Raw genomic sequence first — 26,204 nt, 5'->3', positions numbered from 1 at the left:
TATTTAGCGAATAATGTAAGTTTAGATATAAATTTAAATAAAATAAATTAAAGGGCATTGCTATATTTGGCAGTGCCCTTTAATCTTACAAACCCATCGCTAATTACTACTGCAATGTCAAGCTTAGAACCTTCTGAGAATCCTCCAGTTCCTACGCAATCAAATATCATTCCAATAAGTGAAATATACGAATCCTTCCAAGATCACTTAAAAATTGACAAAAATGATAGAATTATATTTTCTGGCAGATTTGGATCGGGTAAAACCTCGTTTTTAAATACATTTTTCGAAGAAAATGCAGATTATATACCAATATTTTTATATCCAGTAAATTATAGCGTAGCTAGTAATGAGGATATTTTTGAATTAATCAAATATGACATACTAATAGAAATATTATCAAATGAAAAATATCAAATTGAATTAGAATCATTAGATTTTTCTGAAATGCTCACATTTCAGTCAATGATTCTGTCAGGAAACTCTGAAATAAAAGAAGCTTTAGAAGAAGCAGGTAAAGAAGCAGCTAAAAAATTGATAGAAAACATACCGATTGTCGGAAAAAGTATAGTTGATTTTACAGATATAGGTTGGGATTTATTTAAAAAAATAAGATCTGCACATAATAATTATCATACTAAAATAACAGAGGATGATGGAGATAAAATTGAAGACTTTAAAAATAAAATTAGAGAGTCTAGGGGAAATATCTACGAGAAAGACATAATTACTCAAATAATTATAAAATTTATTTCACAATTAAAACAGATTCCTATTAGAGAAACGGAAGAGAAGAAAAAACAGATTGTACTTATAATTGATGATCTAGACAGAATTGACCCTGAGCATATATTTAGATTACTAAATATATTTTCGGCACACGTTGATGAAAGATTTTCAAAAAACACTCAGTCAAACTTTAAGAATAAGTTTAATTTTGATAAAATCATTCTATCATGTGATATCAAAAATATAAGAAATATATTTTCTGCTAGATATGGTCAGCATACTCATTTCTCTGGATATATTGATAAATTCTATTCAGTGCAAATTTTTAATTTCAGTTTGGCCCCATATGCTGAAGAAGTAAGCAGGAGATTGTTAACTAATATAAAAGCTAAAAATATAGGTAAAAAACCTGACGGAAACCCATTTAAAGAATTGCCGTTAGCTGATGCTATTCAAGATTCGTACTATGAAAGTTTTGACTATCTCTTAGTAACCTTGATCGAGTATGATTTAATCAGCATTAGGGATATCAACAAATTGTCTGATAAGTATATGACATTTCCTTCAACTAAGAGGTCTGATGACGTACCGGTATTAAAGATTGATCAATTTGCTGTTATAGTGATTGATTTTTTAAGGTTAATTTATAGCAGCGATGAAGAGATAGAAAATATGCTTTTGATTGCTGACAGATTATTTAAATTTAAAGGACTTAATTATGTAAATATACACAGAGAGACATTGGGATATATAATTGGTAATTATTGTTATCTGAAAAGATTTCCAATGTTTAGACAAAGTGAATATCGCAATAATTCAGATTTAAAAGGCACATTAAATTGGAATGGATACCCCTATACTTTATCTGCTACTCATTACAATGGAAGTTCAAACAGTTTTAATATAGATCAGAAAATATTAAGCGGATCAATTTCCTTTACAACTTATTCTGGTCCAGAAACTCCAGATCATGATCCTGTGAAAGTACATAGAAACTTGGAGCCGACTATTTTTTGGTTTTTAAATGAGTGTAGGGAATCGTATAGATAAAGTTGTCTTTTAAAAGGTTCAAAAGCCGTACAGGTTCGCATAAAAAACGAACCTGTACGGCTTTTGAGTTTTGTACTCTAATTTTTCCTAATAACAGGGTGTTATTTTTTTGCTTTTTCTTCTGCTTCTAAGCCTTTCTTAATGACTTCATAATAAAGGTCTTTCAAATTTGACTTAACCCCATTTTCTTCTAATTCAAGCTGTTTTCGCTTCATTTTGAGATGAAGTTCATCTGGAACATCTAATGTTATCTTAGCCATAGCATATGTTTTAGTTGCAACAAATGTAGTAGAAAATAATTTACAATATTTGTTGTTATAAATTATTTTCTACTACATTTACAACAACAACTACAATTACAACAAAAAAAAGCCCCGATGCTCGAACATCGGGGCCTAACGTCAAAATCCTAAAATTTTAACGCCTCTTGCGAGAGAGGCACAAAGTTATGCAAAAATCACAGAGCCTAGAACCCATTCTGGTTAAAAACCCGTATACCAATCAGCACATCAACGTCGCCCCCCTATTCGAGTACTTACACAAACAGTCCAGCCCTACGCCACCATCCATCGATCAGATTTCCAATGTCCTAGAAACAGCCATCCGTTTTATAGCCATAGACTGCCGCTTCGAAAACGCTGATCCCAACGACATTTCAAATACATTTTATCAACTCTATACTTTAAGGGATGCCTTCGCTAAAGTGAAAGAATGCTAATAGAATCCTCTGGCTAGAAAGTCAGAGGATTTTTTATTATCTATACAGTATGAAATTAACCTAAAGTCTATATTCAAAATGAAATTCTGGCGTCAAATAAGTGCACTTTCAATCAGGCAAGTGAGTCAACTCTCAATTATTTGGTTCACTTTTATATTTTTAATAGATATATCTTGGCTTATAGTTAATGAATACTCTCTAGAATTAACGGATTTTGGAAAAATACTTATTACTGGACTTATTACTACCGGTATCAACCTGATTTCCAATTATTTGGCTTATAGAAATAAAACTAAAGAAATCAAACTAACCGCTTTTCATAAGGAGACATCTGAAGCACTAAAGACGTTATATTATTTAACTTCTGAGTTACTACACTCAATAGCAGAGTTGAATTCACTTGAGATGAATACACTAACACTTAATACCTATAAACATTTTTTGAAGAACTGCTTAGATAAGAATGATGAATTATTAAAGTTTTACCTAAAAACTAAATTGATAGTGTTCGATTCTAATAATCCCATAAGCATAAAAATTTTCGAAGGAATAGAAAAAATGAGATTTTTACGATCGCCCATTTTAATTGAATACAGAAAATGGACTGAAACTGGTGAATTACAAATTCCAATTGAGGCTATCACTACATTTAAAAGCATTGAGGAAGAAAATGAATCTATAAAAAAAAGTTATTCAGAATTATTAGACAATTTTGGAGATTCTTATGCTGATAAACTTATCGATTTGATTGAAGATATTGAGATGTATTATAAAACATTGTCGAAGTAACTTTGTCTTTTTGTAAAACCCAAAAGCCGTTCATGTTCGCATAAAAAACGAATATGAACGGCTTTTACTTTAATGAGCGTCAGTATCAGGTAGCCCAGAATTATCAGGAAATGAGTGCATGGCAGCTCGGAATGGTATTCTGGCTCGTGGGGGTTGAAAAAATGCCGGTGCAGATCACCCGGTATCTGATCCTGATCATCCTAATCACCGGCAAATGGGACCGGCTTTGCCTACTCTGGATGCTGCTGGGTCCGAGTCATCGCCCAAACACCCGCCCCGCTCGATTTCTATCCCGCATTTTCTGGCCTGAAATCGTCAATGATCCCGATCGGGAAGAACTACTCTATCTGACTGAATTCGTCTTTACGAATGAGCTTCAGCTGACGGATCAGAAATTCCCAACCATCCGAATTGGCCTGAGAAAGCTTTACGGCCCCACAGCTCAGCTCCGGAGCCTGACTTTTTCTCAGTTTTATAATGCAGAAACCTTCTTCTTTCTCTACACCCGGACGAAGGATTTTAAGTGGCTTACGCACCTGGCAGCAGTACTGTATTTACCATACGGTGAGACTTGGACTAAAGAAGACGATCCCGGCTTTGACGATCGGGTGAAGCTCTGTCAAAAACTTAAAGCCTGGCAGCTTCTATACATTTTCATCTTTTACGACGGCTGCCACTCCTACCTACACGCCAAATACCCTAAGATTTTTCCAAAGCCTTCTACCGATCAAACCACATCTAAAAAGCCAAATCCCAGAGAGATAAGGGATAATTGGCGGGTACATATCCGGGCGGCGATTGCAAAAGAATACGTAAACCTGCCTCACGTCGATCAGGGCAAGCTTTACAACGTATTGGATCACCTCCAGTACAGCATCGAGGAAGCCAAACGTATCAGAGACGAAGCCGAAAAGATTAAAAACAAAAAGTAATGCAGAATATACTTACGACTTACGAAAACTACTTTGCAGACGTGGCCAGCCGGCATCCGGGCTTACCTCATATTACGGGCAATGCCCGCGAAACGGAATTCTTTACCGTTGCTGAGCCTGAAGAAATTTACGGTGAACTCAAGCGACGTTTAAATACCAGTAAATTCTGCCTGTTAGTAGATAAACCGGAATTGTCTACCAGCTCCAATCAAGCCCGGCAGTTTCATACCAATATGCAGGGGGGAATTGAGCTAATTATAAAAAGAAAATCTACCAGCCCTACCCTGATTTCTGCTCAGCAAAATGAGGCGTTGAACCTACTCGCACCCATTGAGGCCCGCATCCGCTGGCAGCATGAAAAACGAACCCTTCCTTTAGGATTTGCCCGAGATTCTTTTCGTACCGTCTTCCTGCATGACAAAGAAAATGAGGTTGTAGGAGCTCGCTTAGAGTTTGCTTTCTTCTTTATCCTACCTCCCTGCCAGCACGACGCTGCCGCCTGGGGCGATGTCTAACGTCCTTTTTAGGCCGGGGGATTGACCTGATTTTCGCAGAAACAATCCCCCACTACCTAATTAATGAAAGATCATCAATTCGAGATATCCCTGAGCCTGTTTACCTTTTTTGGCTGGGGTGTTCTCTTTTCCGTCCTGTTCCAGATCCTGGTCGGGGTGCTCACTGCCGTGGCTTCGGCTACGGCGGTCTATTTCGCCACCAGCTACCTGAAGCGTCGCTACCCAGATGGCCGTTTAAACCTTCGCTGGCCATGGAAAAAGTAACCAAACTCCTAGAGGTTGCTTTGTCCCAGGTTGGTGTCGAAGAAATCCCCCGTGGTTCAAATCGCGGCGAAAAAGTAGAAGAATACATGAAAGCCACCGGCACGATTCCGCCGGCTGCCTGGTGCGGATGCTTTACCGCCTGGTGCTTCCAAGAAGCGGGCTATCAACTAAATAAGCCCTGGCTACTGGCGGCGGCCCGTAACTGGTTTAAGGATTCCGCTAAGCTTGTTAAAGACAAAAAGGATATCCGGCCCGGTGATGTGTTCGGCATCCATAATGCCAGTCTCGGAAGAATTGCTCACGTCGGTATTATTGAGAAAGTTGAAAACGGTATGCTCTATACGATCGAAGGTAACACGAACGACGAAGGCAGTCGTGAAGGTTACGAAGTGTGCCGCCGCAAACGCTCCATTGCCAAAGTAGCGGCCATAGCTCGCTGGACCTAATCCCCACCCCCTATACTATATGAAAGCTCTGTTTTTAATTTTTCAGGAAAAACTCTCCAAACTCACCTGGAAGCAGTGGATTGGCCTGGTCGTTTTCGTTACCGCCGTTGTGTTACTCTGCTTTGGGATCATTGAAGTGGATGATTTCTTCAAGCTGGTAACGCTCGTTGGACTTGCTACTGTTTTCCCCTCTTTTGGCCTGTTGTGCCTGATCACCATTTCCCTTTCCTGTAACCCCAAAAAGCCTTCTGTCGAGCAGCAAGCCCGCGACCAAGTGAAGGCCAAAACTTCAGAAAATCATGAAAAAGTTAAAACTGACGTTGCTACTCAGTCTCAGTCTCGCGTGGACAGCACACTCGCAAACGATTCAGAGTTCCAAGGCCTCTGGGATTACTTCTCAAAAATTACCAATTAGGCAAGTGCCCGCCGGCTGCGAGCAAAACGATGCTACCTGGTCGCGGATCTACCTGGTTACCCGGATGGAGCGAGATAAGAATGCTTTAATGCTTGCGGACTCGACTGTAGCTCTACAGGTGATGCGAGCGGAGCAGCCTCCTAAAATTGATGCAGCTTATAAAAAGGGTAAGAAAAAAGGAAAAGGTACTGGCCTTAAAATCGGCATCGCAGGTACTGCCTTATTAATTGAACTACTACGTCTTGCACTATCCAGATCATGAGTTTAAATGCACTTCCTCCGGCGTATGTAACCCATACGCCGGTTTTGCTTTCTGACAATCCGATTCCCTATCAATCGGAGGTTTTATCCGCTTTCGAAGGAGCGGTATACCGGCTGGCTATCTACGTCACTACGCCCGATGACACGACGAAGGCTCATAAACAGAAAATCGTGACCTTACGATCCGATCCCGTGGCCGGCGTGATGACTTATAACCTGGACGAAGTGGTACGCAATCTTCGTCAGTTTGATATCCAAATTCCCGCCTATAATTTCAACGTGTACCAAAAGAGCGAAGGTCATATTCTCTGGATTCTCCCCTATCAGGAAGCGGACGTAGACGAAGAACAAAGTATCAGCTTTGCCCTGGGGCCACTCATGGTTATCAAGGGCGGCTCTTCTGACTTTACCAAAAATGATCTGGCCGACCGCTTTAACGGAGCCTTTCTTTCTAATTTCTACGATTTAGGGCCAAAGCCGGTGCATTACAAGCAGCACGATTTTCTCTACTGGGCCGATAACCTGGATGAAAGACCGGGACGGGTTCGCCTCCGGATTAAATACTTTTTCACCGATGGGACTGATTTAACCGAAGATCTTTACGACATCCAGGAATCGGAAGCCTATGCCGTCTACTGCTTTCCAATCGGGCCGGCTAACATGAATATCTATGGCCGCTTTGGAAATGTCGATCGATACGAAGTCTGCTTGGTCAATGATCAGGATAAAAGATTAACGGAAGTGCGGGAATACATCGTCGATGATTTTGAGTATGATTCCTTCGAGGTAGTCTTCTTTCGTAATGCTCTGGGCTGTTATGAATCGCTCTACTTCTTTGGGGACGATGACAGATCAGAAACCTACCAGGTCGAAAAAGCCGCCCGCCCTATCAACTACAAAGGCAGGCAGGGACTTGATCTGCGGGTAGAATCCCGTCGAAAGTTCACCTTCCGAACCGGCCACTATCCGGAGGGCTGGAGCTATGCCTTTCGGGAGCTGCTGCACAGCACGGATATCTACGTGATCGATAAGAACGAATACCTTCCCATTCAGATCGATACGGAAGAAATTAACCTCCGGAGCCGCTCCAATCGCCTGGATACCGCCGAACTTAAATTCATCGAATCTCAAACGAAAATTCATCCCTAATGGTCCGCTTGTCCGTGGGTGGAAAGTACCTGGTACTGCCGCCTGATCTGCGTGGTACGCTGATTCTAAAATCTCCCCTCCTGTTTCGTCAGCAGGAAGGGAGCCTCTCTTTTCCCTTTACGATTTCAGCTCTGGAGCCGGTGAATCAGGAGGTGCTAGGTTTTCCGCAATTGTTAGGCTCGCTAAGTCGCGTTTTTGAAACGGCAGCGGTTCTAGAGATCGGGCCGGCACGCTTTGAAGGAATCTTGCGGATCACGCGGGTTTCAACGAAACAGATTGAATGTAGCCTGGCCATTCCTCCGGGGAATATTCCAGCCGCGTTATGGGATAAAAAGCTCACTGCCTTTGATTTGGGGACGGTGGTCTATCCAACCGAAACGCTACCTACGAACTTCTACGCGGCCAATGATCTGGAGGATCTTTCCCTTTACAAGTATGATTTACTCATTAGCCTTCGAAACGGGAATAGAACGTTAAAATCCGTCACTTATAACTGGGGAACGCCCAATTATCAGTTCTACAATCCCGTCAGCTCGCCTTTCTGGGCGGACTTCGCTTCAGAGGTCAATACCGCAGAACTCGCTGGGATAAAAGCATACGGGAACAAGACTAATTTTTCGATCTATACGGAAACTGCTGGAGACTGGAAACTCTACATCGAAAAAGTAGGCGATTTTGTGGGGCAGGGAGCGATCGAAGTCAAACTCACGAAACGCACCCTCGAGTCTTTTCAGTTTTATCAGCACGCGAGTGTAGATACATTCCCGCTGGCGGAAGATGAACGCTACTTTTTTCCCGTCATCAAAAGCCCTTCTTGGTATTCAAAAGACGATAACCCCGACTGGAAAGGTTATGTGAACAATACGTATGGCGATGGGATTCGTTTTAATTCACAGACGGCCTTTAATTCCAATAGCCTGGCTCCAGCGATTTACCTAAAATGGCTCATTAAGGAAATTTGTACGAAGGTAGGCTATCGATTTTTTGACGACTTCTTTGATGGCGATCTGGCAAAGCTCATGCTCTGGACGAATCAAACCATCGACCGGGCGGCTCCCGATATCCCTATTCCCAAAATTAATGTCTATCAAAAGGAATGGAAGATTGCTGGCCAGCTCCCCGACTGGACACTCGAAGAGTTCTCCGATCAGCTTTTTAGTCTGTTTGCCACCCGCCTCTATTTTGATTCGAATACCCGCATCGCCCGCCTGGTGAGTATGGAACGCGTGTTGAGCCAGATCCTGGTGTCCAATTATGACGATCGCATTTTTCAGGATATCGATATTGAGCTAACAGAAGAAAAGCCCATGCAATTAGCCTTTCAGCTCGATAGCTCGGATGCCTACGCCAAAGAGCCTGATTTGACAGTAAAAGACTATAAAACGCTATTTACCAGGTATCCACTTAAAATGGAGACGGAGGATGATATTGAACTTCTTCAGACGAAAATCACCCCCATGGATCAGTTCCACAAGGTCGTTCCTTTTTCTACGCCTCCCAATCGGCGAATGGAAGCCATGATCGATCAGGCAGGGATTAGCCCTTTGTATACTGATGAAAAGAAAAGTAAAGACAGTGCTCGGATTGGTTTTAAATCCTACAAGCTACTCATGACTAATATTGAGGATCAGAACACGCTACAGCCTGGCTTCACCCTCGATAGTCAAGAAGGGAATTATAAACTCGAATGGAATGGATATCAAGGGCTATATCAGAAGTTTTGGTATCGATACTTCCTGTATTTAAAGGATACCTTCTCCGTAAAACTCCCAACTGCCTTATCTGAAAACGACCTGGCTAGTTGGGAGTGGTATGATATTAAACAAATTGGAGGCCTGAAATATCTGCCGGCACAACTGGAAGTAAGCTTTACGCTCAGCGGGATGAGTCCCGTAGCCAAGATCACCTGGCAAAAGGTCTAATTACACATTTACAGAATTACAGATTTTTCCGGAGTTGGCGGGTTCATTTTATTCTGCATAAAATTCATTAGCTGGTCAACTTCGGATTTTTTGTCTTCTTCGTTGACGTGCACGTATTTCATGGTCGAGCTAATGCTGGAGTGTCCAAGCAAACTCTGGAGGTTTTGCACCTGGCCGCCGGCACGCAAATAGTTAGTGGCAAACGTGTGCCGTCCAATATGAAAGTGAATATTCTTATCAATGCCTAGGGCAGTAGCGATCCGCTTGAGATAGTCATTCCCTTTCTGGTCACTGGCCGACTTCCGATTAAACTTCATAATTGCCGTCAACCGAGCCAGCTCCAGAATATGTTCTCCAGCTAAAGCGGAAATTGGTATCGATACCCAAACTTTCGAGACGGCTTTGGTCTTTTGAGGCTGGATCTCGATTTTCCCCTGAGCCACGAAAAATTGTGATAGTTGCGGACTGTCCCCTATCGTTTTAATATCTGAAATCCGCAGATCGGTTTCACAAGCTAGTAAAAAACGAAGGAGCCAAACCCGCTGCCGTATGGATAGACCCGGCGTGTTTCGATAGAATTTCTCAAAGGCCTGGTATTCTTCTGGAGTAAGGAAAATGACCTTTCCACCCGACTCTTTGAGTTTTACCCGTTCTGATTTTCTGCCCTGAAGAAAAGGATTGGAATGAGCGATCCCATCTTCCATGGCTAGGGAAATATAGGTTTTGAGAGTTCTCAGGTATCTGACAATCGTATTGCTCGAAAGCTTCTTGCCATCCTGTTTTTTCTTTCCCTTCAGGAATACTTCATAACGGCGGATAAAATCAGGAGTCAGCAGGGCTACGGGTAAAAGCTGTCCATTCATGAATTCTTTCAGTGAGCTTAGAGCCGTCCGCTGAGTACGGGGCGTACCTCCGGTGAGTATACCCTGACGATCCCTCATTTTAATCTTATGCTCGTAATATTCGAGAAAATCAGTCTTGTGATCGTAGTTCTGATATTCCTGCATAGCGGCCTCCATAGTCAATACCCGGTCGGTAAGCCGAAATACTTTAAATATTTCATTGAACTTCCCCATCTCCGTTTTGATGATAAGATTAAAATCATTCACATCCGGATCTTCCTTCGAACGTTTCAAAAGTCTTCCCTGGGCTTCATCCACCAATTCAGGTGGCCACTCCAAGTTGATTGGTAGCTTCTTGAATTCAGTTCCTATGCCTATCAGCAGATGCAAAGCTGAACAACCATTCTTTTTGGTGAATTGGTGGTTGAAACGCAGCCCGACGAACGTTTTCATTTTGAAGTGATTTTGAAGTACCCTATACGCGAGAAAAAATTTTGAAGTGATTTTAAAGCACGAAAGGGCTCCAAACCTTCGTTTGGAGCCCTTTCAGAGGGTATTTTTTTCACTTCGTGATCCCAGCAGGACTCGAACCTGCAACCTACTGCTTAGAAGGCAGTTGCTCTATCCGGTTGAGCTATGGGACCAGACTCAGCCGGTTTCAGCAATGGTTCGCAGTATTTCTGAGAACTGGTACTGGTCAATGTGTCGGGGTGGCCAGATTCGAACTGACGGCCTTCTGCTCCCAAAGCAGACGCGATACCGGGCTACGCTACACCCCGAAAAACTAAACGTACTCTAATTTACTTGAGAGACTGCGGAGAGGGCGGGATTCGAACCCGCGGTACGCTTTAGGCGTACGACAGTTTAGCAAACTGCTCCTTTCGGCCACTCAGGCACCTCTCCTGTTCCGTTTCGGTCTGCAAATATAGGGTTATAAAATCGCCGAACGCAAGTATTTCTTAAAAAAAATCCGTCTTTTGTGTTTTTCACTGCCTGCCACCCTATGATTTTTAACCGCGATTGGAGCCGGACTGAGCTGATTTTCATTGCCTTATTTGTCATTTTTTACCTCATTTATTTAGGTAGAACTTTTTGGTATGCTTATCAATTAAAAACCTCTGCCCGCTCTGCTGCCCTGAAATTTTTCCTACGTTCTACCGCCATGGGTGCTCTCATCATCGGTTTGCTGGAACCTTCCTTCGGTGATCCCGAACGCGAACTCCAGGCTGTAGGTAAAGATATTTTTCTGGTCGTAGACGTTTCTCGCAGTATGGATGCCACGGATGTACAGCCCTCCCGACTGCAACGCATCAAGTTTGAACTGAATCGGCTCATCAATACCTATCCAAGCGACCGCTTTGGGATGATTGTTTTTTCGTCGGGAACGTACCTGCAATGTCCACTTACCTTCGACCGGAATGCTCTGACCATTTTCATTGAATCGCTCAATACTCAAATGCTCACCGATCAGGGAACGGCTTTTCAGCCCGCTTTGGAAATGGCTCTGGACAAGCAATCAACGGATACGAGATCCAATGCTTCCAAAGTAATCCTGCTCATTAGCGACGGCGAAGATTTTAGCAGCGTCAATACTAAAACGCTCCGGGCCATTCGTCGGCAAGGCATTCATTTGCTTTGCCTGGGCGTAGGCACTCGGGAAGGCAGCCGAATCCCATCCAACGGAAGTTACGTTAAAGACGAGGACGGCAATTTTGTGCGAACAATGTTGCAGTCCGAATCACTGGAAAAAATCGCGAGCGAAGCGGGGGGTTCTTACTTCGAAATCACTTCGGTTCGAAATGATTTTCCACAATTGAGTCAAAGCATTCAGCAAATTGCCGGGCGACTCATTGACCAGCGAAAGGTGTCTATTACCTCCAACCGTTACTATTATTTCGTAATTCTGGCCTTAATTTTGCTGAGCTTCGATATTATGATTACCGTTCGAACGTTCCGACTATAAGAACTGCGAGTTATGAATATATTCTGGCTGAAAATTGCCATCTGGCTGACAACCCTGGGCTGGCCCAACCAAATCATCCAGCGAAACCAAGCCAAAACCATTGCTGAAAATGCCTATCGTCAAAAAGATTACGACCAGGCTCTGGCGTATTACGAGTATCTGGAACGCACACAGCTTGTTCCCGAACCGGATGTCATCTTGAATCTGGCTCATGCGGCTTTTGCTAAAAAAGACACGGCTTTGGCTATCAGCCAATACCGCCGGCTGGCTCGCGTTTCGAATGCGGGCATTGCATCGACAGCTTTGAATCAGTTGGGCGTTTTGTTATGCTTTTCCGGCGATACCCTCCAGGCCGAAGCTCAGTTTCAGGAAGCGATGGTTCGTAATCCAGACAACGACCAGGCCCGGTTTAATTATGAGTTGGTTCGAAGGAAACATCTCACTCCACCGCAAGGGAGTCCGCCGCCAGAAACTCCGAAATCTTCCGAGATGACACCTCCACCCACTCAATCGGCAGAGGTAAAGGTTTCTACCCGAAAGGAACAGATTTTAAAATCCCTGACGCAGTATAACCTCACGGAAGAACAGGCGACACGATTGCTGGAGGCTTCCCGAAATCAGGAAATCCAGTACATCCAGCAGCATCCGCATAAACCCGAGAACACGATGGAAACCAAGGAGAAATGGTAACCGCTTTCTTTTTTCCAAACATTCATCAATCAGGATTATGGCTGTTTCCTTGCTAAAGTTGGCATTTGACGCTCCGCTGGTTAATTTTGCAGCTTGTAACTTATTTTCAGGTTCATGCCTATCTCCCGTACTGATTTCCAATTTCCCGGTCAGACCGGCCTGTATCATGGCAAGGTTCGTGACGTATATTTTTTCGAAGATTACTTACTGGCCATCGCCTCCGACCGGATCTCGGCCTTTGACGTAATTCTTCCCCACCCCATTCCTTATAAAGGACAGGTGTTGAATCAGTTAGCGGCTCATTTCCTGCGAGCTACGGCGGATATCGTTCCGAACTGGTTACTGGAAGTCCCCGATCCGAACGCTAGTTTCGGCTGGCGTTGCGAAGCGTATCCCGTTGAAATGGTAGTTCGCGGTTATTTAGCCGGACACGCCTGGCGTACCTATCGTTCCGGCAAGCGGGTGCTGTGCGGCGTTACTTTGCCCGAAGGGCTAAAAGAAAATGATCGCCTTCCCCAGCCGATTATTACCCCAACCACAAAGGCTCACGAAGGTCATGATGAAGACATCTCGCGGGAAGACATTCTGAGCAAAGGCTTAATTTCCGAAGAGGAATATACGCAACTGGAGCAGTATACGCTGGCTTTATTTGAACGCGGCACGCAAATGGCCGCCGACCAGGGGCTGATTTTGGTGGATACCAAATACGAATTTGGCAAGCGTGGTACGGAGATTTACCTGATTGACGAAATTCATACACCCGACTCCAGCCGTTACTTTTACGCCGAAGGTTATGCGGAGCGGCAGGCCGCGGGTGAAGCTCAGCGACAACTTTCCAAGGAATTTGTTCGCGAATGGCTCATTGCCAATGGATTTCAGGGACAGGAAGGCCAAAGCGTTCCTGAAATGTCTGAAGAGTGGATTAATCAGATTTCTCAACGTTATATTGAGTTATTTGAAAAAGTAGCGGGTGAAACGTTCACGCCTACGCCCGATCCAAATCCACTGGCCCGTATTGAAATGAATGTGAACCAGTTATTAGCTTCAAGAGCATAATTGTTGTTTGTTGTTTGTTGTTTGTTGTTTCTACAAATAAGATTTTATAGCATTATTAACCTGACAACCATCAACTAAAAACTATATAAAGAACGATGGATTTAAAAATTGAAAAAAATCAGCAGTACGTATTAATTGACATCCCACAGGCGACGATTGATACCGAAGCTTCTCAGGCTCTTTCCAAAAGCGTTGCTTCACTCTGGAAAGAAGGATATACTAACATTGTTATCGATTTAGCTCAGGTTCAAAACATTGAACAGGACGGATTTTCTGTACTTCGTAAAGCCAACGAACTGTGCTTACGGGATGGTGGTTTGTTTGTTCTGGTCACCAAAGACGATGAGCTTACGGAAGAACTGGACGGGGCCAAAATCCGCGATCTGACGATTCTGCCAACCGTTGAAGAAGCCGTTGATGCCGTCTTCATGAATGAGCTGGAAGGCGAATTTCGCGAAGAAGAAGACGATGAATACGATTACGGCGGAAGTGCCGATGAAGAAGGCAGTTCCAGCAGCAAGGACGAAGAATATTAAGGGAAAGCCGACCGCAGGGTCGGCTTTTTTGATTCAGGAATAATTCTTTTCTTGCCTTTTGCAACATAAACGAAAGGAAGACGCTTTGCAATTTCAGGTCACGATATTAGGAACAGGTTCTGCCACACCAACGCTTCACCGAAACCCAACAGCCCAGTGGATTACGTACGAAAGCGAGCATTTTCTGGTGGATTGTGGAGAAGGTACACAGTTGCAGTTACTTCGGCATAAAATGCGGCTAAGTCGGCTGTATAATATCTTTATTTCGCATTTACACGGCGATCATTACTTTGGTTTATTTGGGTTATTAACCAGCATGAGTTTGGCCCAACGGCAGGAGCCACTGGCTATTTACGGTCCCCATGGGCTGGACGATATTATTACTACCCATTTCAAATATTCCGATACCCGGCTTACCTATCCCCTTGAATTTCACACCACGAATCCGCATCAGCAGGAACATATTTTCGAGAATGAACACCTAACAGTCGAGACGGTTCCGCTGAAGCATCGCATTCCGTGTACCGGTTTTATTTTCAGGGAAAAACCCAAGAAACGAAATCTCATCAAAGGCCTGGTTCCAGAAAAAGCCCTGCCGGAAGAGCTTATACAGCTTAAGTCAGGGAAAGACGTTTATGATGCGAATGGGAATCTCAAATACAGTTTCGAGGCCCTGACTACACCGCCGCCACCGTTGCGGAGTTATGCTTTTTGCTCGGACACTTTATACCTGCCCGATTTAGCCGAAGTTGTTAAAAACGTAGATGTATTATACCACGAAGCCACCTTTGCGAACGACCTGCATGAACGGGCCTTGCGAACGAACCATTCAACGGCGGGACAGGCGGCTCAGGTAGCCAAAGATGCTCAGGCGGGGCAGTTATTATTAGGACATTTTTCTTCCCGCTACCGGGACGTTACCCAAATTTTGCTGGATGCTCAGGAAGTCTTTCCTGCATCCATTCTGGCAGAAGAAGGGAAAACGTATGAAATCGGAATTCACCCGGTCAGCAACGATCATCAGATTTTTTAATCCTTCTATTTCAGTACAATCAAAGACTAACCCATATCTCTTCCAATCAGAGGTAACGTTAGCTGTTTCTAAAAAGGGAAAAATTAGAGCTGAGCGTGGGTTCCTGGGAAGTCGGTCTGATTTCCTATAAAGCTAGCAGGCCATCTACTTTTCAGCTTCAGATCACTCGAAAGCGAAGTATAGAGAAGATCATCTTTAAAAGCATTCGGCTTCCCAAGTATTATTTTATGAAAAAGACACGGCCTGTTTGGTCGTGTCTTTTCGTGTGCGAAATCCACTAAAATTTCAGATTTGAACTCATTTGCCCACTTTTTGTTAGGTACAGCAAGAGATTTTATACAGAAAAGATAGATTTTTTTACAAAAAACTTACTTATAAGCTTAATGAAACATTAAATCGGAGATTTCACCAGTTTTATTTTAATTTCTATTAAATCCGAAACCTCTAAATCAGTATTTTCAATTTTTCAATAATTAATTCTTCAAATTGAAAACCTGTAAATGTAATTATCAAATTTTTAACGATTTTAGTGTTTTGTTAATAATATGATAATCCTAACTGAAAATTTCATTATTTCTGCACTTCAGAAAAAATCCAAATTTTATATGGCTAACACTATTTTTTACCAATTATTTTTTGCACTATCTTAGCAGACCAGTTTAATATCTGTGGTACTTATTCTTATTTACACAGATTTTCTTCTGAACCTTTTTTCCTTATTGCATTACCGATTTTTGAATTTTTACCGAGCAAACCGTTAGGGATATGTCAAACCAGCCTAACCAGCAACCTCTGGGCCTCTATCGCCCTGAATTTGAGCACGATGCCTGTGGCATTGGCTTTATTGCCAATATGAAAGGCCGTAAATCGCACCGCACGGTTCGCGATGCCATCCAGATTCTGGAACGCATGGATCACCGGGGTGCCTGCGGCTGTGATCCAAACTCCGGTGACGGAGCGGGTATCCTGTTACAGATTCCTCACGAGTTCTTTCTGAAAGTATGTGCCAAAGAAGGCATCAGTCTTCCCGCTTCCGGCGATTATGGCGTTGGGATGACCTTCTTCCCGAAAGATGACGCTGTACGCAAAGAGTGCAAGGAAGTTATTCACCGTCAGGCTCTTGAGTTAGGGCTTGAGATTTTAGGTTACCGCATTGTTCCCGTGAATAACACGGACATTCAGGGTGCCGATTCGGGGGACTCCGAGCCTCAGATGGAGCAGTTATTCATTCGTAAGCCCGCCCACCTTACGGGTGAACTGGACTTCGAGCGAAAACTGTACGTATTCCGTCAGTTAGTTACCCGCGTGGTTAACGAAGCCGTGCGTGGCGTTAACGAGAAGTTTTATTTCTCGTCACTTTCCAGCCGCACGATCATTTACAAGGGTATGCTCACGACGATGCAAACCCTGCCTTATTTCCTGGATTTACAGAACGAATCGGTAACGTCAGCATTTGCTATCGTTCACAGCCGTTTCTCTACCAATACATTCCCTGAATGGAAGTTGGCTCAGCCCTTCCGTTTTATCGCTCACAACGGCGAGATTAACACCGTAAAAGGGAACGTAAGCTGGTTCAAGGCAACTTCAGCCCTGTTCAAGTCAGACGCTTTTTCGGATGAAGAACTGAAAATCATTCGCGAAGCCCTCTGTCCTGCCGGGCAGTCGGATTCAGCGAACCTGGATAATGCTATTGAGTTACTTTACCTCGCGGGTCGTTCATTACCTCACGTAATGATGATGCTGATTCCCGAAGCATGGGACGGCAATACCGAAATGGACGAGCAACGCAAAGCATTCTACGAATACCACGCAGCTCTGATGGAGCCCTGGGATGGGCCAGCTTCGATCTCGTTCACGGACGGTAAAATCATCGGTGCTACGCTGGATCGTAACGGTCTGCGTCCGAGCCGTTTCTGGGTGTTGGATGACGATACCGTTATCCTTTCTTCGGAAGCCGGGGTTCTGGACATTGATCAGTCAAAAGTAGTTTCGAAAGGCCGTCTGCAACCCGGTCGTATGTTCGTAGTGGACATGGAGCAGGGTCGCATCATTCCTGACGAAGAACTGAAATCAGAAATTTGTGCGTCTCAGCCTTACCAGAAGTGGCTGAACAAGTACAAAATCACGTTGAACGATCTGCCCGAACCTAAAACGGAGTGGAATACCCCTTACGATAAAGATCTGGTTACCAAGCAACAGGTATTCGGAATGACGACGGAAGACGTTCGGATCATTCTGACTCAGATGGTAGAGACGGGTAAGGAAGCCCTCGGTTCGATGGGTGTGGATACGCCTCTGGCCATCCTTTCGGATCAAAGCCAGCACCTGAGCCATTACTTCAAGCAATTGTTTGCTCAGGTAACCAACCCTCCCATTGACCCCATCCGCGAACGTACCATTATGTCGCTGATGAGTTATGTAGGTGGTTACGGTAATATTCTGACGGAATCTCCCGAACACTGCAAAGTGCTGGAATTGCGTCAGCCAGTACTGGATAATACCGAACTCGAAAAGATTCGGAACATTGATACCCGTCACTTCACGAACAAAACGGTTTACATCACCTTCCGGGCCAATGGCGGCGAAGGTGCTCTGAAAAAAGCCCTGAAACGCATTTGTGAAGACGTGGAATACGCAGTTAATGATGACTACCAGATCATTACGCTGTCTGACCGTGGCGTCGATTCCAACCACGCTCCAATTCCATCCTTACTCGCTACTTCAGCCGTGCATCAGCACCTGATTCGCAAGGGATTACGGGCAAAAGTCGGTCTGATTGTTGAGGCTGGAGACGTATGGGAAACGCATCACTTTGCTACGCTGATTGGTTTTGGTGCGGCGGCTGTGAACCCTTACATCGCTTTCGAAACCATCTCGAACATGCGGGACAAAAATCTCGTGTCGGTTCCTTACGATTTCGATAAGCTCTGTGCCAATTACACGAAGGCGGTTAATGGAGAATTGCTGAAGATTTTCTCTAAAATGGGAATCTCAACGCTTCAGAGTTACCAGGGTGCTCAGATTTTCGAAGCACTGGGTATCTCTAAAGAAGTGGTGGATGAATATTTCACCGGCACCGTTACCCGCATTGGCGGACTGAACATTGAAGGTATCCAGACGGAAGTATTGATTCGTCACCACCAGGCTTTCCCCGAAGTTCACGTGGGTAATCCTCGCCTGGAAGTAGGTGGTTTCTACCAGTGGAAACACCGCGGTGAATTCCACTTGTTTAACCCCGAAACCGTTCACGCTCTGCAACAGTCGACGAAAAAGAACGATTTCGAGTTATTCAAGAAATATACCAAAGCCATTGACGATCAAACGCAGAAAACGGCTACGTTACGCGGTCTGCTTGATCTGAAATTACTGCCCCAATCGGAATGGCTGAAAGACGAAGAAGTAGAGCCGATTGAAAGCATCATGACTCGTTTTGCTTCGGGTGCGATGTCCTTCGGTTCCATTTCATGGGAAGCTCACTCTACCCTGGCAATTGCGATGAACCGGATTGGCGGTAAGTCCAACACGGGTGAGGGCGGTGAAGATCCGAAACGTTTTTATACGGTATTCGAAAACGGTGATTCGATGAACTCTGCCATCAAGCAGGTAGCTTCTGGCCGTTTTGGAGTAACAATGGAATACCTGACGAACGCCAAAGAATTACAGATTAAAATGGCTCAGGGAGCGAAACCTGGTGAAGGTGGACAGTTACCTGGTCATAAGGTAGATGCCTGGATTGGTAAGACGCGTCACTCTACGCCCGGCGTAGGTCTGATTTCGCCTCCTCCTCACCACGACATTTACTCCATTGAAGATTTAGCTCAACTCATTTTTGACCTGAAAAATGCCAACCGTCAGGCTCGTATCTCGGTGAAACTGGTTTCTGAAGCCGGTGTAGGTACCGTAGCTACGGGTGTAGCCAAGGCTCACGCCGATCACATCCTGATCGCCGGACACGATGGAGGTACGGGAGCTTCTCCCCTGTCATCCATCCGTCACGCAGGTCTGCCCTGGGAGCTTGGTTTGGCTGAAACTCACCAAACGCTGGTTCGGAACCGCCTGCGTGGTCGCGTAACGATTCAGACGGATGGTCAGTTAAAGACGGGGCGAGACATTGCCATCGCCGCTCTGTTAGGTGCCGAAGAATTCGGTGTAGCCACGGCTGCTCTGGTAACGATGGGTTGCATCATGATGCGTAAATGTCACCTGAATACCTGTCCGGTTGGGGTGGCTACGCAAAACCCTGAACTCCGTGCCTTATTTACGGGAGATGCCGATCACGTGGTAAATCTGTTCCGCTTCCTGGCGACTGAAGTTCGTGAATACATGCGTAAGCTTGGTTTCCGCACGATTCCTGAAATGGTAGGTCACGTAGAGCGACTGAAGATGCGGGAAGGCGTTCAGAGCTGGAAAGCCAAAACGGTTAACCTCAAGTCCATCCTTTACCGCGATCCGATGTACGATACCGAGCCGATGGTGAAAGTAGAAGAGCAGGATCACGGCCTGGACGTTCAGCTCGACTGGGCGATGATCGAAGCAGCGAAAGCCGCTCTTGACAATCAGGAAAAAGTAACGGGTGAATTCAGCATCATCAACGTAAACCGTACCGTGGGCACCATGCTCTCGAACGAGATTACGAAAAAATACAAAGCCAAAGGATTACCTGCGGGCACGATCCACTACAAATTCCGTGGTACAGCCGGACAAAGCTTCGGAGCTTTCGGTACAAACGGGATGAAACTGGAACTCGAAGGTGACGCCAATGACTACGTAGGAAAAGGCCTTTGCGGAACGGAGCTGATCATTTACCCCGACCGTAACATCCGTCCCGATTTCATTCCTTCGCAAAACAGTATTGTGGGTAACGTTTGCTTCTACGGAGCTACTTCGGGTGAAGCCTACATTCGCGGAATGGCTGGTGAACGGTTCTGCGTTCGTAACTCTGGTGCGAAAGTTGTGGTTGAAGGAATCGGTGATCACGGTTGTGAGTACATGACGGGTGGTCTGGTGATTATCCTGGGTAACACAGGCCGGAACTTTGGTGCCGGTATGAGTGGTGGAGTAGCTTATGTCTGGGACAAAAACGGAGACTTCGCCGAGAAGGTTAACCCTGAGATGATTACGCTGGAAAAATTATCCAGCGAAGATCACAGCATCGTACGAATGTTTGTAGATAAGCACCTGACTTCTACCAAATCCAAAGTAGCGGCAACGGTATTAGATAGCTGGGACGTCATCGCCGATCAGTTTGTGAAGGTAATGCCAACCGATTTCAAAAACGCTCTGGCTAACAAGGGTATTTCCCTTAGCGATCAGATTGCTAATAAAGAAATCGTATACGGTGACTTTGTAGCTGACGTGCTGGCCAAATAGTTTGGACGGAGCGGATACGCTAATGTATCCGCTCTTCTCCTCCCCTCATTTACTTTTCCAAATTGATCATTCCTTACTGCCTAGGCAGTGATTACAATATAAGACAATGGGCAAACCAACTGGTTTTCTGGAATTTACGCGTGAAGTACCCACCAAGCGTCCGGTTGCTGAGCGTAAACTTGATTACAAGGAAATTGATATTGATCTGTCTTTTGAGCAGGTGCAGACGCACAACGCAGCCCGTTGTATGGACTGCGGAATCCCTTTCTGTCATAATGGCTGTCCACTGGGAAACATCATTCCTGAATTCAACGACGCTGTGTATGAAGGCAACTGGGCTTTAGCGTACGAAATTCTGAGTTCAACGAATAACTTCCCCGAATTTACGGGCCGTATCTGTCCCGCTCCCTGCGAGTCAGCTTGCGTTTTGGGAATTAACAAACCCGCCGTTACGATTGAATACATCGAGAAATCGATCATCGAATATGCGTTTTTACATAATCTGGTAAAACCGAACATTATCGATGAAAAAGACCGTACGGGCAAATCTGTAGCAGTAATCGGTGGTGGTCCTGCGGGTCTGGCAGCCGCTGCTCAGCTTAATAAGGCGGGTCACTGGGTAACCGTTTATGAACGGGCCGATCAGGTAGGTGGCTTATTACGTTACGGCATCCCCGATTTCAAACTGGAGAAATGGACGATTGACCGTCGCGTGGAAGTAATGAAAGCCGAAGGTATCGTCTTCAAAACGGGTGTTAACGTTGGTGAAGATGTTTCCGGCTCTGAATTGCTGGAACAATACGACTTAGTATTACTCTCGGGTGGTTCAACAGTAGCCCGTGGCATCAATAAAACCTGGGATGGCAAGGATGTAATTGGCTGGGATACGTACCTGAACAAAGGTGTTCATCCTGCCATGGAATTCCTGAGTCAGCAGAACAAACGCGTGGCCAACATCGACCGCGTGTACGATCACCGGGGAGCGAAATACCAGAATGGCGAATTAATAGCTACGGGTAAAAACGTAGTAGTAATCGGTGGTGGTGATACAGGCTCTGACTGTATCGGAACTTCTAACCGTCACAGTGCGGCGAAGGTAACGCAGGTAGAAGTAATGCCTGAGCCTCCAAAAGATCGTCACCCAGGTACGCCCTGGCCGCTGTGGCCCAACATGAAACGTACCAGTACGTCCCACGACGAAGGTTGTGAACGCCACTGGAGCATTTCAGTGAAGGAATTCATCGGCGATGGCGAGAAGTTAACGCATTTACGTATTGCTGACATCGTACTTACTGTAGTTGACGGAAAAGCTCAGAACGTTGAGCAAAACGAACGCGTGATTGAGTGCGACCTAGCTCTGATTGCGGCTGGTTTCTTACATCCTCAACGCGAAGGTTTATTAGCTCAACTGGCAGAAAATGGCTTAGAGTTCGATCCTCGCGGAAACGTTCTCTCAGAAAACTATCAGACGGGTATTGACAAAGTATTCGTCGCGGGAGATATGCGTCGCGGACAATCGCTGGTGGTTTGGGCCATTTCCGAAGGTCGCGAAGCAGCCCGGGCGGCGGATTGTTACCTCAATGGTGGTACCTCCAAACTCGAAGCCAAAGCGAAATCTATGTTCTCAGTAGTGTAGTTTTCTAAGATTAGGAATAAAAGAAAAGCGGTTAGCAGAATCTTCTGTTAACCGCTTTCTTTGTAGGATGGTACCAGGAAAACTCTTCTTCTGTCATCCAGAGCGAAGAATCTTACTCCTCTAGCAAATTCTTTGCCGAAGACGAAACCACTTGGTTATTCCCAACTCATCTTCAATCCGTAAAGTCTCTCAATGTGTTCAACAGGGCAGGCGGGGTTAACCCGAAGTTCATAGTAGGTTGCTGTTAACTTTCTTTGAAGGAAGATGTCTAATCCATGCATCTGTGAAGCAAAATGAATCTGCCATTACTATTCGGTGTTGTTGTAAATTGAGAAGCCTAAAAGTGACCTTTCTGCAAAGCCTTTTTTCATTGAACTATCTATTTACTATGCCTGTCTAATAAATTAGTTTACATCTTCTTTGATGGTTATCTTAAACTAAAAAAGGAACGGCTAAGTTTAGCCATTCCCCGGTTATCCCGTAACTTTCAATGACTGTATAAATCCGTCTTTTATTTCTAACTGATAATTTAATACCGCAGGACTTCCATTAAAGTTTCCGGAAATCTCTGCCTTTAAAAGGCTTTCCGTTTCTTTTTCTTCAAAGCTGACGGGCTTCATAACAGCCTCATATCGCTCGTTAGCATCCGCAATCCAATGTTCTATTTCCTTTCGGCCCTTATGCGTTTTGCCTTCATCAAACACTACGGCCGTTTCTAAAAAACAATTAGCATAGGCCACACTATCAAAGTTGTTTTGTGCTGTTACTAAATCTGTCAGTACTTTCGGTAAATTCATGGTTTTGTCTTTTTAAAAGGTTATTAAACGGTAGGAACAGTTCCACCATCAATTACAAATTCAGTTCCGGTGAGATAGCTCGCTCGAGGTGAAACCAGAAATCCAACCAACTCTGCTACTTCTTCGGGCTCTGCTGGTCTTCCAAAAGGTATTCCTCCCAAAGCATTCATAACACTTTGCTCTGCCTCTTCCACAGAAGTATTGGAAGCATGGGCAAGTCGTTCCAACCACACTTTGACATTTTCCGTCCGGATCCATCCCGGCGAAACCGTCAGCACGCGAACGCCCTTGGGCGTAACTTCATTGGACAAACTTTTGCTGTAATTGATCAGTCCTGCTTTGGCGGCGGCGTAAGGCAACGTAGAAGCATACAGGGGTAATTTGCCCTGTATGGAAGCAATGTGAATAATAACGCCACTTTTTTGCTCGATCATTTGCGGGAGGAATCCCCTGTCCAGTCGGACGGGAGCAAGCAGATTGGCCTGCAGGGTTGACTCCCAGTTTTCATCCGATAATACGGCGAAACCACCCGCAGGTGTTTCAGAAGCCCCCAAGTTGTTTACTAGAATATCTAGCTTCCCGTACGTTGAGAGTACTTCATTAATTACCTCTTGTGCTTCGGGTGCCTTGCTTAAATCAGAGGCAATGAAATGCAGCCTGCTGTCCGCTTCTTGCGGTGCGTTTCTTGCGGTGATGATAACGGTTGCACCCGCCTGTAAAAGCCTTTCTGCAATGGCTTTACCCGTTCCCTTTGTACCGCCGGTTACCAGGGCAATCTTGCCCGATAACTCATTGTTGAAATTAAATGGCTCCATTTATTTTGTCCTATTCAAAAATTGTTGATAGGACAAAATTGAACCCTAATTGAAGTTTACACAAGTACGGAATCAGGATTCATATAGGGATAAGTTTTTCCCCTATTGCACAAATTCAGCCATACGTTTACTTTCGCAGTATGTATGAAAGAAAAATAATACCGAACCTGAATTGTGGACTTGATCTGATCGGTGAAGTGTTGTATGGCAAGTGGAAAATTCGTTTGCTATGGTTTATCAATCAAGGTTATAAACGACCCAGCGAGCTGCAACGTAAAATTCCCGACGCTTCACGCAGAGTCTTGAATATTCAGTTGAAAGAACTGGAAGAACACGAATTGGTTGAGAGAAAAATTTATCCTGTCATACCACCTAAAGTAGAATACAGCCTAACTGAATTCGGACATACATTAATTCCCGTAATTGCCACTTTAGGACAATGGGCTGATGAACACGAAGAACATTTACGGGAGGTAATTATAAAGCAACTGGTAAGTTTTGATTCGGCGAATATTTCTAATTAATCAATTGCCTGATTATTGATGTATTTATAGAAAGGAATAGCATGTATAGAGTTACAATTATTATTGAAATTTATCCTCTTAGTTTTTCTACTTAAGGCTATACCTAAACAACACTTTTGATACGCTGTTCGTCCGCGTAAAAAATGCGGACGAACAGCAAGCTACAACACCGGAGCAGCGGGTTGTCGCGTGAAGATCATTTTTGACTGCACATAAGGAACCGTAGCAATGGCCAGCATAGTAACGCCAATAAGGGCCGCAATCACCAGGTAATAATCCATAGAAAAACGTAATTGCGTCTGTAAATCTACCGTTTGTCCGAGTAACTTATTCGCCATCAGTCCTGCCTGATCAGCCTGCACTCCCCGGTGAATCAAACTTTCCTTATAGGCCGTCAATCGTTGAACCGTATACGGATTGGTGGAAGTAACTGCATCTTGTAATCGGTGGTAGTGTATGCTTTTCGAGAACAATCTGGTGAAATTCAATAAGGCCATACTTAGACTAAAACCCGTATAACGCACCAGAATGCCTACCGCCGAAGCCGAACCACTGATAGGTGCCGGAACCGATGAGACGTAATAGTTAATAATGGGCACCATTAAAGTTGCCGCCCCTAGTCCCTGTAGAAACAAGGGAATCACATAGTAAATGGGCTCAGCGGTATCAGAAAAAAGGCTATACATCCAAAGATGAAAGATTCCTAAAAAGGCAAAACCTGTCAGCAAAATCATCCGTAGACTCTTGTTCTGCAATACAAAACGGGAAACGACAAAAGATCCCACGACAATGCCGACCAGGTTAACAAGCATCAGTTCAGCTACGTGAATAGGATCCATTTTTAGAGCCGTCCCGAAATACGAAGAGGTCAAGCCCAGGGCTCCCCGGCATACGTAGAATACCAGCAGAATTAACAATCCCAGATTAAAAGCCGAACTTCGGAATACGGCCAGGTTGATGTAAGGACGTTTTAATGCTCGCTGACGCAGTATGAACAGAAGTATTAATAACAGATTGAAAGCCAGGCAAAGAACTATCTTGGGCGAATCCAGCCAGTTTTCCTGCTGACCATACACCATCATATACGCCCAGCTAATCAGGGCTGGGACAAGTAAAACAAAACTAATCCATTCCACCTGCACCAACGGAATTCGGCGTTTCAGGCGAACGTTATTCATGATTCCGAGTAATAATAAAGCCCCAGGAATCTGAAGGTAAATCATTAGTTTAAACAGCACATTGAACTCCACGTATTGCAAGGCCCAGGACACAAAAACGGTAGATAAGGGAGCCGAAGCCAGTAGCATGCCGTAAAAAACGGTATAACCCATTACCCGAATCCTTTCGGAAGTCATCCGGGAAAAGATCAGATTCATGGACGTGGCAATTACTCCACTGATACAGATTCCCTGCAAAAATCGAAGCACATACAGATAAATCGGTTCTCGCACAAAGTAGAGCAGAACATTTAATCCGATGGTTAGACAAAGGCCCATCAGGAAGTAATGTTTGGCCATGAAGTAACTCACAAGTCGTTGTTCAAGTGAGAAAAAACTGGCCAGAGCTACGTAATACACCAGCACCGAGAATTGTACATCGGCAGGCTCAATTCCGTAAAATCCGACCGTTTCATTTACGTTTCCAGCAAAGATTCCCAGTAAAAACATGCCGGGCATAATAACGGTGAAAATCGTCCCACGAATGAGCCATTCAGGCACCCAGCTTTTAAAAACGGGCATTTTCTCGTTCATC

24 protein-coding genes and 3 tRNA genes are annotated in these 26,204 nt (G+C 44.6%); 19 read left to right on the top strand and 8 right to left on the bottom strand.

Features of this window, described 5'->3' with window-relative positions:
• The first annotated feature begins 114 nt into the window (after nt 1-114).
• Nucleotides 115-1,779, top strand: coding sequence for a P-loop NTPase fold protein (locus tag BWI96_RS16770; protein ID WP_106637691.1), 1,665 nt, complete (start codon nt 115-117; stop codon nt 1,777-1,779).
• Between the two features lie 101 nt (nt 1,780-1,880).
• Here BWI96_RS16770 and BWI96_RS21680 read toward each other — a convergent pair whose 3' ends face one another.
• On the bottom strand, nt 1,881-2,039 hold the full coding sequence (locus BWI96_RS21680; protein ID WP_157830407.1) for a hypothetical protein: 159 nt from the start codon (nt 2,037-2,039) through the stop codon (nt 1,881-1,883).
• 188 nt (nt 2,040-2,227) lie between these two features.
• On the opposite strand from BWI96_RS21680, the gene BWI96_RS16765 reads away from it, so the two are divergent.
• The 10 genes from BWI96_RS16765 to BWI96_RS16720 all read left to right on the top strand — a co-directional run bounded on the left by BWI96_RS16765 (nt 2,228) and on the right by BWI96_RS16720 (nt 9,190).
• A complete protein-coding gene (locus BWI96_RS16765) occupies nt 2,228-2,497 on the top strand; it encodes a hypothetical protein (protein ID WP_106637690.1) in 270 nt (89 codons plus the stop codon).
• 78 nt (nt 2,498-2,575) lie between these two features.
• On the top strand, nt 2,576-3,286 hold the full coding sequence (locus tag BWI96_RS16760; protein WP_106637689.1) for a hypothetical protein: 711 nt from the start codon (nt 2,576-2,578) through the stop codon (nt 3,284-3,286).
• Between the two features lie 53 nt (nt 3,287-3,339).
• Complete coding sequence (locus tag BWI96_RS16755) at nt 3,340-4,218, top strand: hypothetical protein (RefSeq protein ID WP_106637688.1); 879 nt, start codon at nt 3,340-3,342, stop codon at nt 4,216-4,218.
• Nucleotides 4,218-4,733, top strand: coding sequence for a hypothetical protein (locus BWI96_RS16750; RefSeq protein ID WP_106637687.1), 516 nt, complete (start codon nt 4,218-4,220; stop codon nt 4,731-4,733). The genes BWI96_RS16755 and BWI96_RS16750 overlap by 1 nt, the downstream gene beginning before the upstream one ends.
• A 63-nt stretch (nt 4,734-4,796) precedes the next feature.
• Nucleotides 4,797-4,997 carry a hypothetical protein gene (locus BWI96_RS16745; RefSeq protein WP_106637686.1) on the top strand — a complete coding sequence of 67 codons (201 nt, stop codon included), beginning with the start codon at nt 4,797-4,799 and terminating at the stop codon, nt 4,995-4,997.
• 20 nt (nt 4,998-5,017) lie between these two features.
• Nucleotides 5,018-5,443, top strand: coding sequence for a CHAP domain-containing protein (locus BWI96_RS16740; RefSeq protein WP_198555279.1), 426 nt, complete (start codon nt 5,018-5,020; stop codon nt 5,441-5,443).
• A 19-nt stretch (nt 5,444-5,462) separates the two neighbouring features.
• Nucleotides 5,463-5,858: a hypothetical protein gene (locus BWI96_RS16735; protein WP_106637684.1), complete on the top strand. Its 396-nt coding sequence runs from the start codon at nt 5,463-5,465 to the stop codon at nt 5,856-5,858.
• Between the two features lie 4 nt (nt 5,859-5,862).
• Nucleotides 5,863-6,120, top strand: a complete 258-nt coding sequence (locus tag BWI96_RS16730; protein ID WP_106637683.1) for a hypothetical protein — start codon at nt 5,863-5,865, stop codon at nt 6,118-6,120.
• A complete protein-coding gene (locus BWI96_RS16725) occupies nt 6,117-7,268 on the top strand; it encodes a hypothetical protein (RefSeq protein WP_106637682.1) in 1,152 nt (383 codons plus the stop codon). The genes BWI96_RS16730 and BWI96_RS16725 overlap by 4 nt, the downstream gene beginning before the upstream one ends.
• Nucleotides 7,268-9,190 carry a hypothetical protein gene (locus BWI96_RS16720; RefSeq protein ID WP_106637681.1) on the top strand — a complete coding sequence of 641 codons (1,923 nt, stop codon included), beginning with the start codon at nt 7,268-7,270 and terminating at the stop codon, nt 9,188-9,190. Before BWI96_RS16725 ends, BWI96_RS16720 begins: the two co-directional genes overlap by 1 nt.
• Nucleotides 9,191-9,198: 8 nt before the next feature.
• On the opposite strand, the gene BWI96_RS16715 is transcribed toward BWI96_RS16720, so the two are convergent.
• The 4 genes from BWI96_RS16715 to BWI96_RS16700 all read right to left on the bottom strand — a co-directional run bounded on the left by BWI96_RS16715 (nt 9,199) and on the right by BWI96_RS16700 (nt 10,935).
• Nucleotides 9,199-10,371: a site-specific integrase gene (locus BWI96_RS16715; protein WP_198555278.1), complete on the bottom strand. Its 1,173-nt coding sequence runs from the start codon at nt 10,369-10,371 to the stop codon at nt 9,199-9,201.
• Between the two features lie 231 nt (nt 10,372-10,602).
• Nucleotides 10,603-10,676: transfer RNA gene (locus BWI96_RS16710), tRNA-Arg, on the bottom strand.
• Between the two features lie 61 nt (nt 10,677-10,737).
• Nucleotides 10,738-10,811 (bottom strand) — tRNA-Pro (locus BWI96_RS16705).
• 36 nt (nt 10,812-10,847) lie between these two features.
• Nucleotides 10,848-10,935, bottom strand: a tRNA-Ser gene (locus tag BWI96_RS16700).
• A 100-nt stretch (nt 10,936-11,035) separates the two neighbouring features.
• Here BWI96_RS16700 and BWI96_RS16695 point away from each other — a divergent pair.
• The 7 genes from BWI96_RS16695 to BWI96_RS16665 all read left to right on the top strand — a co-directional run bounded on the left by BWI96_RS16695 (nt 11,036) and on the right by BWI96_RS16665 (nt 22,316).
• Nucleotides 11,036-11,995, top strand: coding sequence for a VWA domain-containing protein (locus BWI96_RS16695; protein ID WP_106637679.1), 960 nt, complete (start codon nt 11,036-11,038; stop codon nt 11,993-11,995).
• A gap of 12 nt (nt 11,996-12,007) precedes the next feature.
• The gene (locus BWI96_RS16690; RefSeq protein ID WP_106637678.1) at nt 12,008-12,685 is read left to right on the top strand and encodes a tetratricopeptide repeat protein; all 678 of its coding nucleotides are present in this window, start codon (nt 12,008-12,010) and stop codon (nt 12,683-12,685) included.
• Nucleotides 12,686-12,799: 114 nt separating this feature from the next.
• Nucleotides 12,800-13,741, top strand: coding sequence for a phosphoribosylaminoimidazolesuccinocarboxamide synthase (locus BWI96_RS16685; protein WP_106637677.1), 942 nt, complete (start codon nt 12,800-12,802; stop codon nt 13,739-13,741).
• Between the two features lie 95 nt (nt 13,742-13,836).
• On the top strand, nt 13,837-14,277 hold the full coding sequence (locus BWI96_RS16680) for an STAS domain-containing protein (RefSeq protein WP_106637676.1): 441 nt from the start codon (nt 13,837-13,839) through the stop codon (nt 14,275-14,277).
• Between the two features lie 58 nt (nt 14,278-14,335).
• Nucleotides 14,336-15,310 carry a ribonuclease Z gene (locus tag BWI96_RS16675; RefSeq protein WP_232793772.1) on the top strand — a complete coding sequence of 325 codons (975 nt, stop codon included), beginning with the start codon at nt 14,336-14,338 and terminating at the stop codon, nt 15,308-15,310.
• A gap of 765 nt (nt 15,311-16,075) precedes the next feature.
• On the top strand, nt 16,076-20,680 hold the full coding sequence (gltB, locus tag BWI96_RS16670) for a glutamate synthase large subunit (RefSeq protein WP_106637674.1): 4,605 nt from the start codon (nt 16,076-16,078) through the stop codon (nt 20,678-20,680).
• Between the two features lie 106 nt (nt 20,681-20,786).
• On the top strand, nt 20,787-22,316 hold the full coding sequence (locus BWI96_RS16665; RefSeq protein WP_106637673.1) for a glutamate synthase subunit beta: 1,530 nt from the start codon (nt 20,787-20,789) through the stop codon (nt 22,314-22,316).
• Between the two features lie 473 nt (nt 22,317-22,789).
• Here the strand turns inward: BWI96_RS16665 and BWI96_RS16660 are convergent, their stop codons facing one another.
• Both BWI96_RS16660 and BWI96_RS16655 read right to left on the bottom strand, forming a co-directional pair.
• Entirely contained in the window at nt 22,790-23,113 is a 324-nt protein-coding gene (locus tag BWI96_RS16660; protein WP_106637672.1) for a hypothetical protein, read from the bottom strand.
• A gap of 23 nt (nt 23,114-23,136) precedes the next feature.
• Complete coding sequence (locus BWI96_RS16655; RefSeq protein ID WP_106637671.1) at nt 23,137-23,928, bottom strand: SDR family oxidoreductase; 792 nt, start codon at nt 23,926-23,928, stop codon at nt 23,137-23,139.
• A gap of 140 nt (nt 23,929-24,068) precedes the next feature.
• Here BWI96_RS16655 and BWI96_RS16650 point away from each other — a divergent pair, with 140 nt between their 5' ends.
• Nucleotides 24,069-24,452, top strand: coding sequence for a helix-turn-helix domain-containing protein (locus BWI96_RS16650; protein ID WP_106637670.1), 384 nt, complete (start codon nt 24,069-24,071; stop codon nt 24,450-24,452).
• A 161-nt stretch (nt 24,453-24,613) separates the two neighbouring features.
• Here the strand turns inward: BWI96_RS16650 and BWI96_RS16645 are convergent, their stop codons facing one another.
• Nucleotides 24,614-26,203 carry an MFS transporter gene (locus BWI96_RS16645; protein ID WP_106637669.1) on the bottom strand — a complete coding sequence of 530 codons (1,590 nt, stop codon included), beginning with the start codon at nt 26,201-26,203 and terminating at the stop codon, nt 24,614-24,616.
• Between the last annotated feature and the right edge of the window lies 1 nt (nt 26,204).

Source organism: Siphonobacter sp. SORGH_AS_0500 (assembly GCF_002838835.1).
Lineage (GTDB): Bacteria > Bacteroidota > Bacteroidia > Cytophagales > Spirosomataceae > Siphonobacter.
Note: the sequence above shows the minus strand (reverse complement) of the source record. Positions and strands in the feature narration are given on the sequence as shown.

Bases quoted from the DNA above. Each gene is read 5' to 3' on its own strand.
- BWI96_RS16770 (WP_106637691.1), top strand. From the start codon at position 115: ATGTCAAGCTTAGAACCTTCTGAGAATCCTCCAGTTCCTACGCAATCA.
- BWI96_RS21680 (WP_157830407.1), bottom strand. From the start codon at position 2,039: ATGGCTAAGATAACATTAGATGTTCCAGATGAACTTCATCTCAAAATG.
- BWI96_RS16765 (WP_106637690.1), top strand. From the start codon at position 2,228: ATGCAAAAATCACAGAGCCTAGAACCCATTCTGGTTAAAAACCCGTAT.
- BWI96_RS16760 (WP_106637689.1), top strand. From the start codon at position 2,576: ATGAAATTCTGGCGTCAAATAAGTGCACTTTCAATCAGGCAAGTGAGT.
- BWI96_RS16755 (WP_106637688.1), top strand. From the start codon at position 3,340: ATGAACGGCTTTTACTTTAATGAGCGTCAGTATCAGGTAGCCCAGAAT.
- BWI96_RS16750 (WP_106637687.1), top strand. From the start codon at position 4,218: ATGCAGAATATACTTACGACTTACGAAAACTACTTTGCAGACGTGGCC.
- BWI96_RS16745 (WP_106637686.1), top strand. From the start codon at position 4,797: ATGAAAGATCATCAATTCGAGATATCCCTGAGCCTGTTTACCTTTTTT.
- BWI96_RS16735 (WP_106637684.1), top strand. From the start codon at position 5,463: ATGAAAGCTCTGTTTTTAATTTTTCAGGAAAAACTCTCCAAACTCACC.
- BWI96_RS16725 (WP_106637682.1), top strand. From the start codon at position 6,117: ATGAGTTTAAATGCACTTCCTCCGGCGTATGTAACCCATACGCCGGTT.
- BWI96_RS16720 (WP_106637681.1), top strand. From the start codon at position 7,268: ATGGTCCGCTTGTCCGTGGGTGGAAAGTACCTGGTACTGCCGCCTGAT.
- BWI96_RS16695 (WP_106637679.1), top strand. From the start codon at position 11,036: ATGATTTTTAACCGCGATTGGAGCCGGACTGAGCTGATTTTCATTGCC.
- BWI96_RS16690 (WP_106637678.1), top strand. From the start codon at position 12,008: ATGAATATATTCTGGCTGAAAATTGCCATCTGGCTGACAACCCTGGGC.
- BWI96_RS16685 (WP_106637677.1), top strand. From the start codon at position 12,800: ATGCCTATCTCCCGTACTGATTTCCAATTTCCCGGTCAGACCGGCCTG.
- BWI96_RS16680 (WP_106637676.1), top strand. From the start codon at position 13,837: ATGGATTTAAAAATTGAAAAAAATCAGCAGTACGTATTAATTGACATC.
- gltB (WP_106637674.1), top strand. From the start codon at position 16,076: ATGTCAAACCAGCCTAACCAGCAACCTCTGGGCCTCTATCGCCCTGAA.
- BWI96_RS16665 (WP_106637673.1), top strand. From the start codon at position 20,787: ATGGGCAAACCAACTGGTTTTCTGGAATTTACGCGTGAAGTACCCACC.
- BWI96_RS16660 (WP_106637672.1), bottom strand. From the start codon at position 23,113: ATGAATTTACCGAAAGTACTGACAGATTTAGTAACAGCACAAAACAAC.
- BWI96_RS16655 (WP_106637671.1), bottom strand. From the start codon at position 23,928: ATGGAGCCATTTAATTTCAACAATGAGTTATCGGGCAAGATTGCCCTG.
- BWI96_RS16650 (WP_106637670.1), top strand. From the start codon at position 24,069: ATGTATGAAAGAAAAATAATACCGAACCTGAATTGTGGACTTGATCTG.
- BWI96_RS16645 (WP_106637669.1), bottom strand. From the start codon at position 26,203: ATGAACGAGAAAATGCCCGTTTTTAAAAGCTGGGTGCCTGAATGGCTC.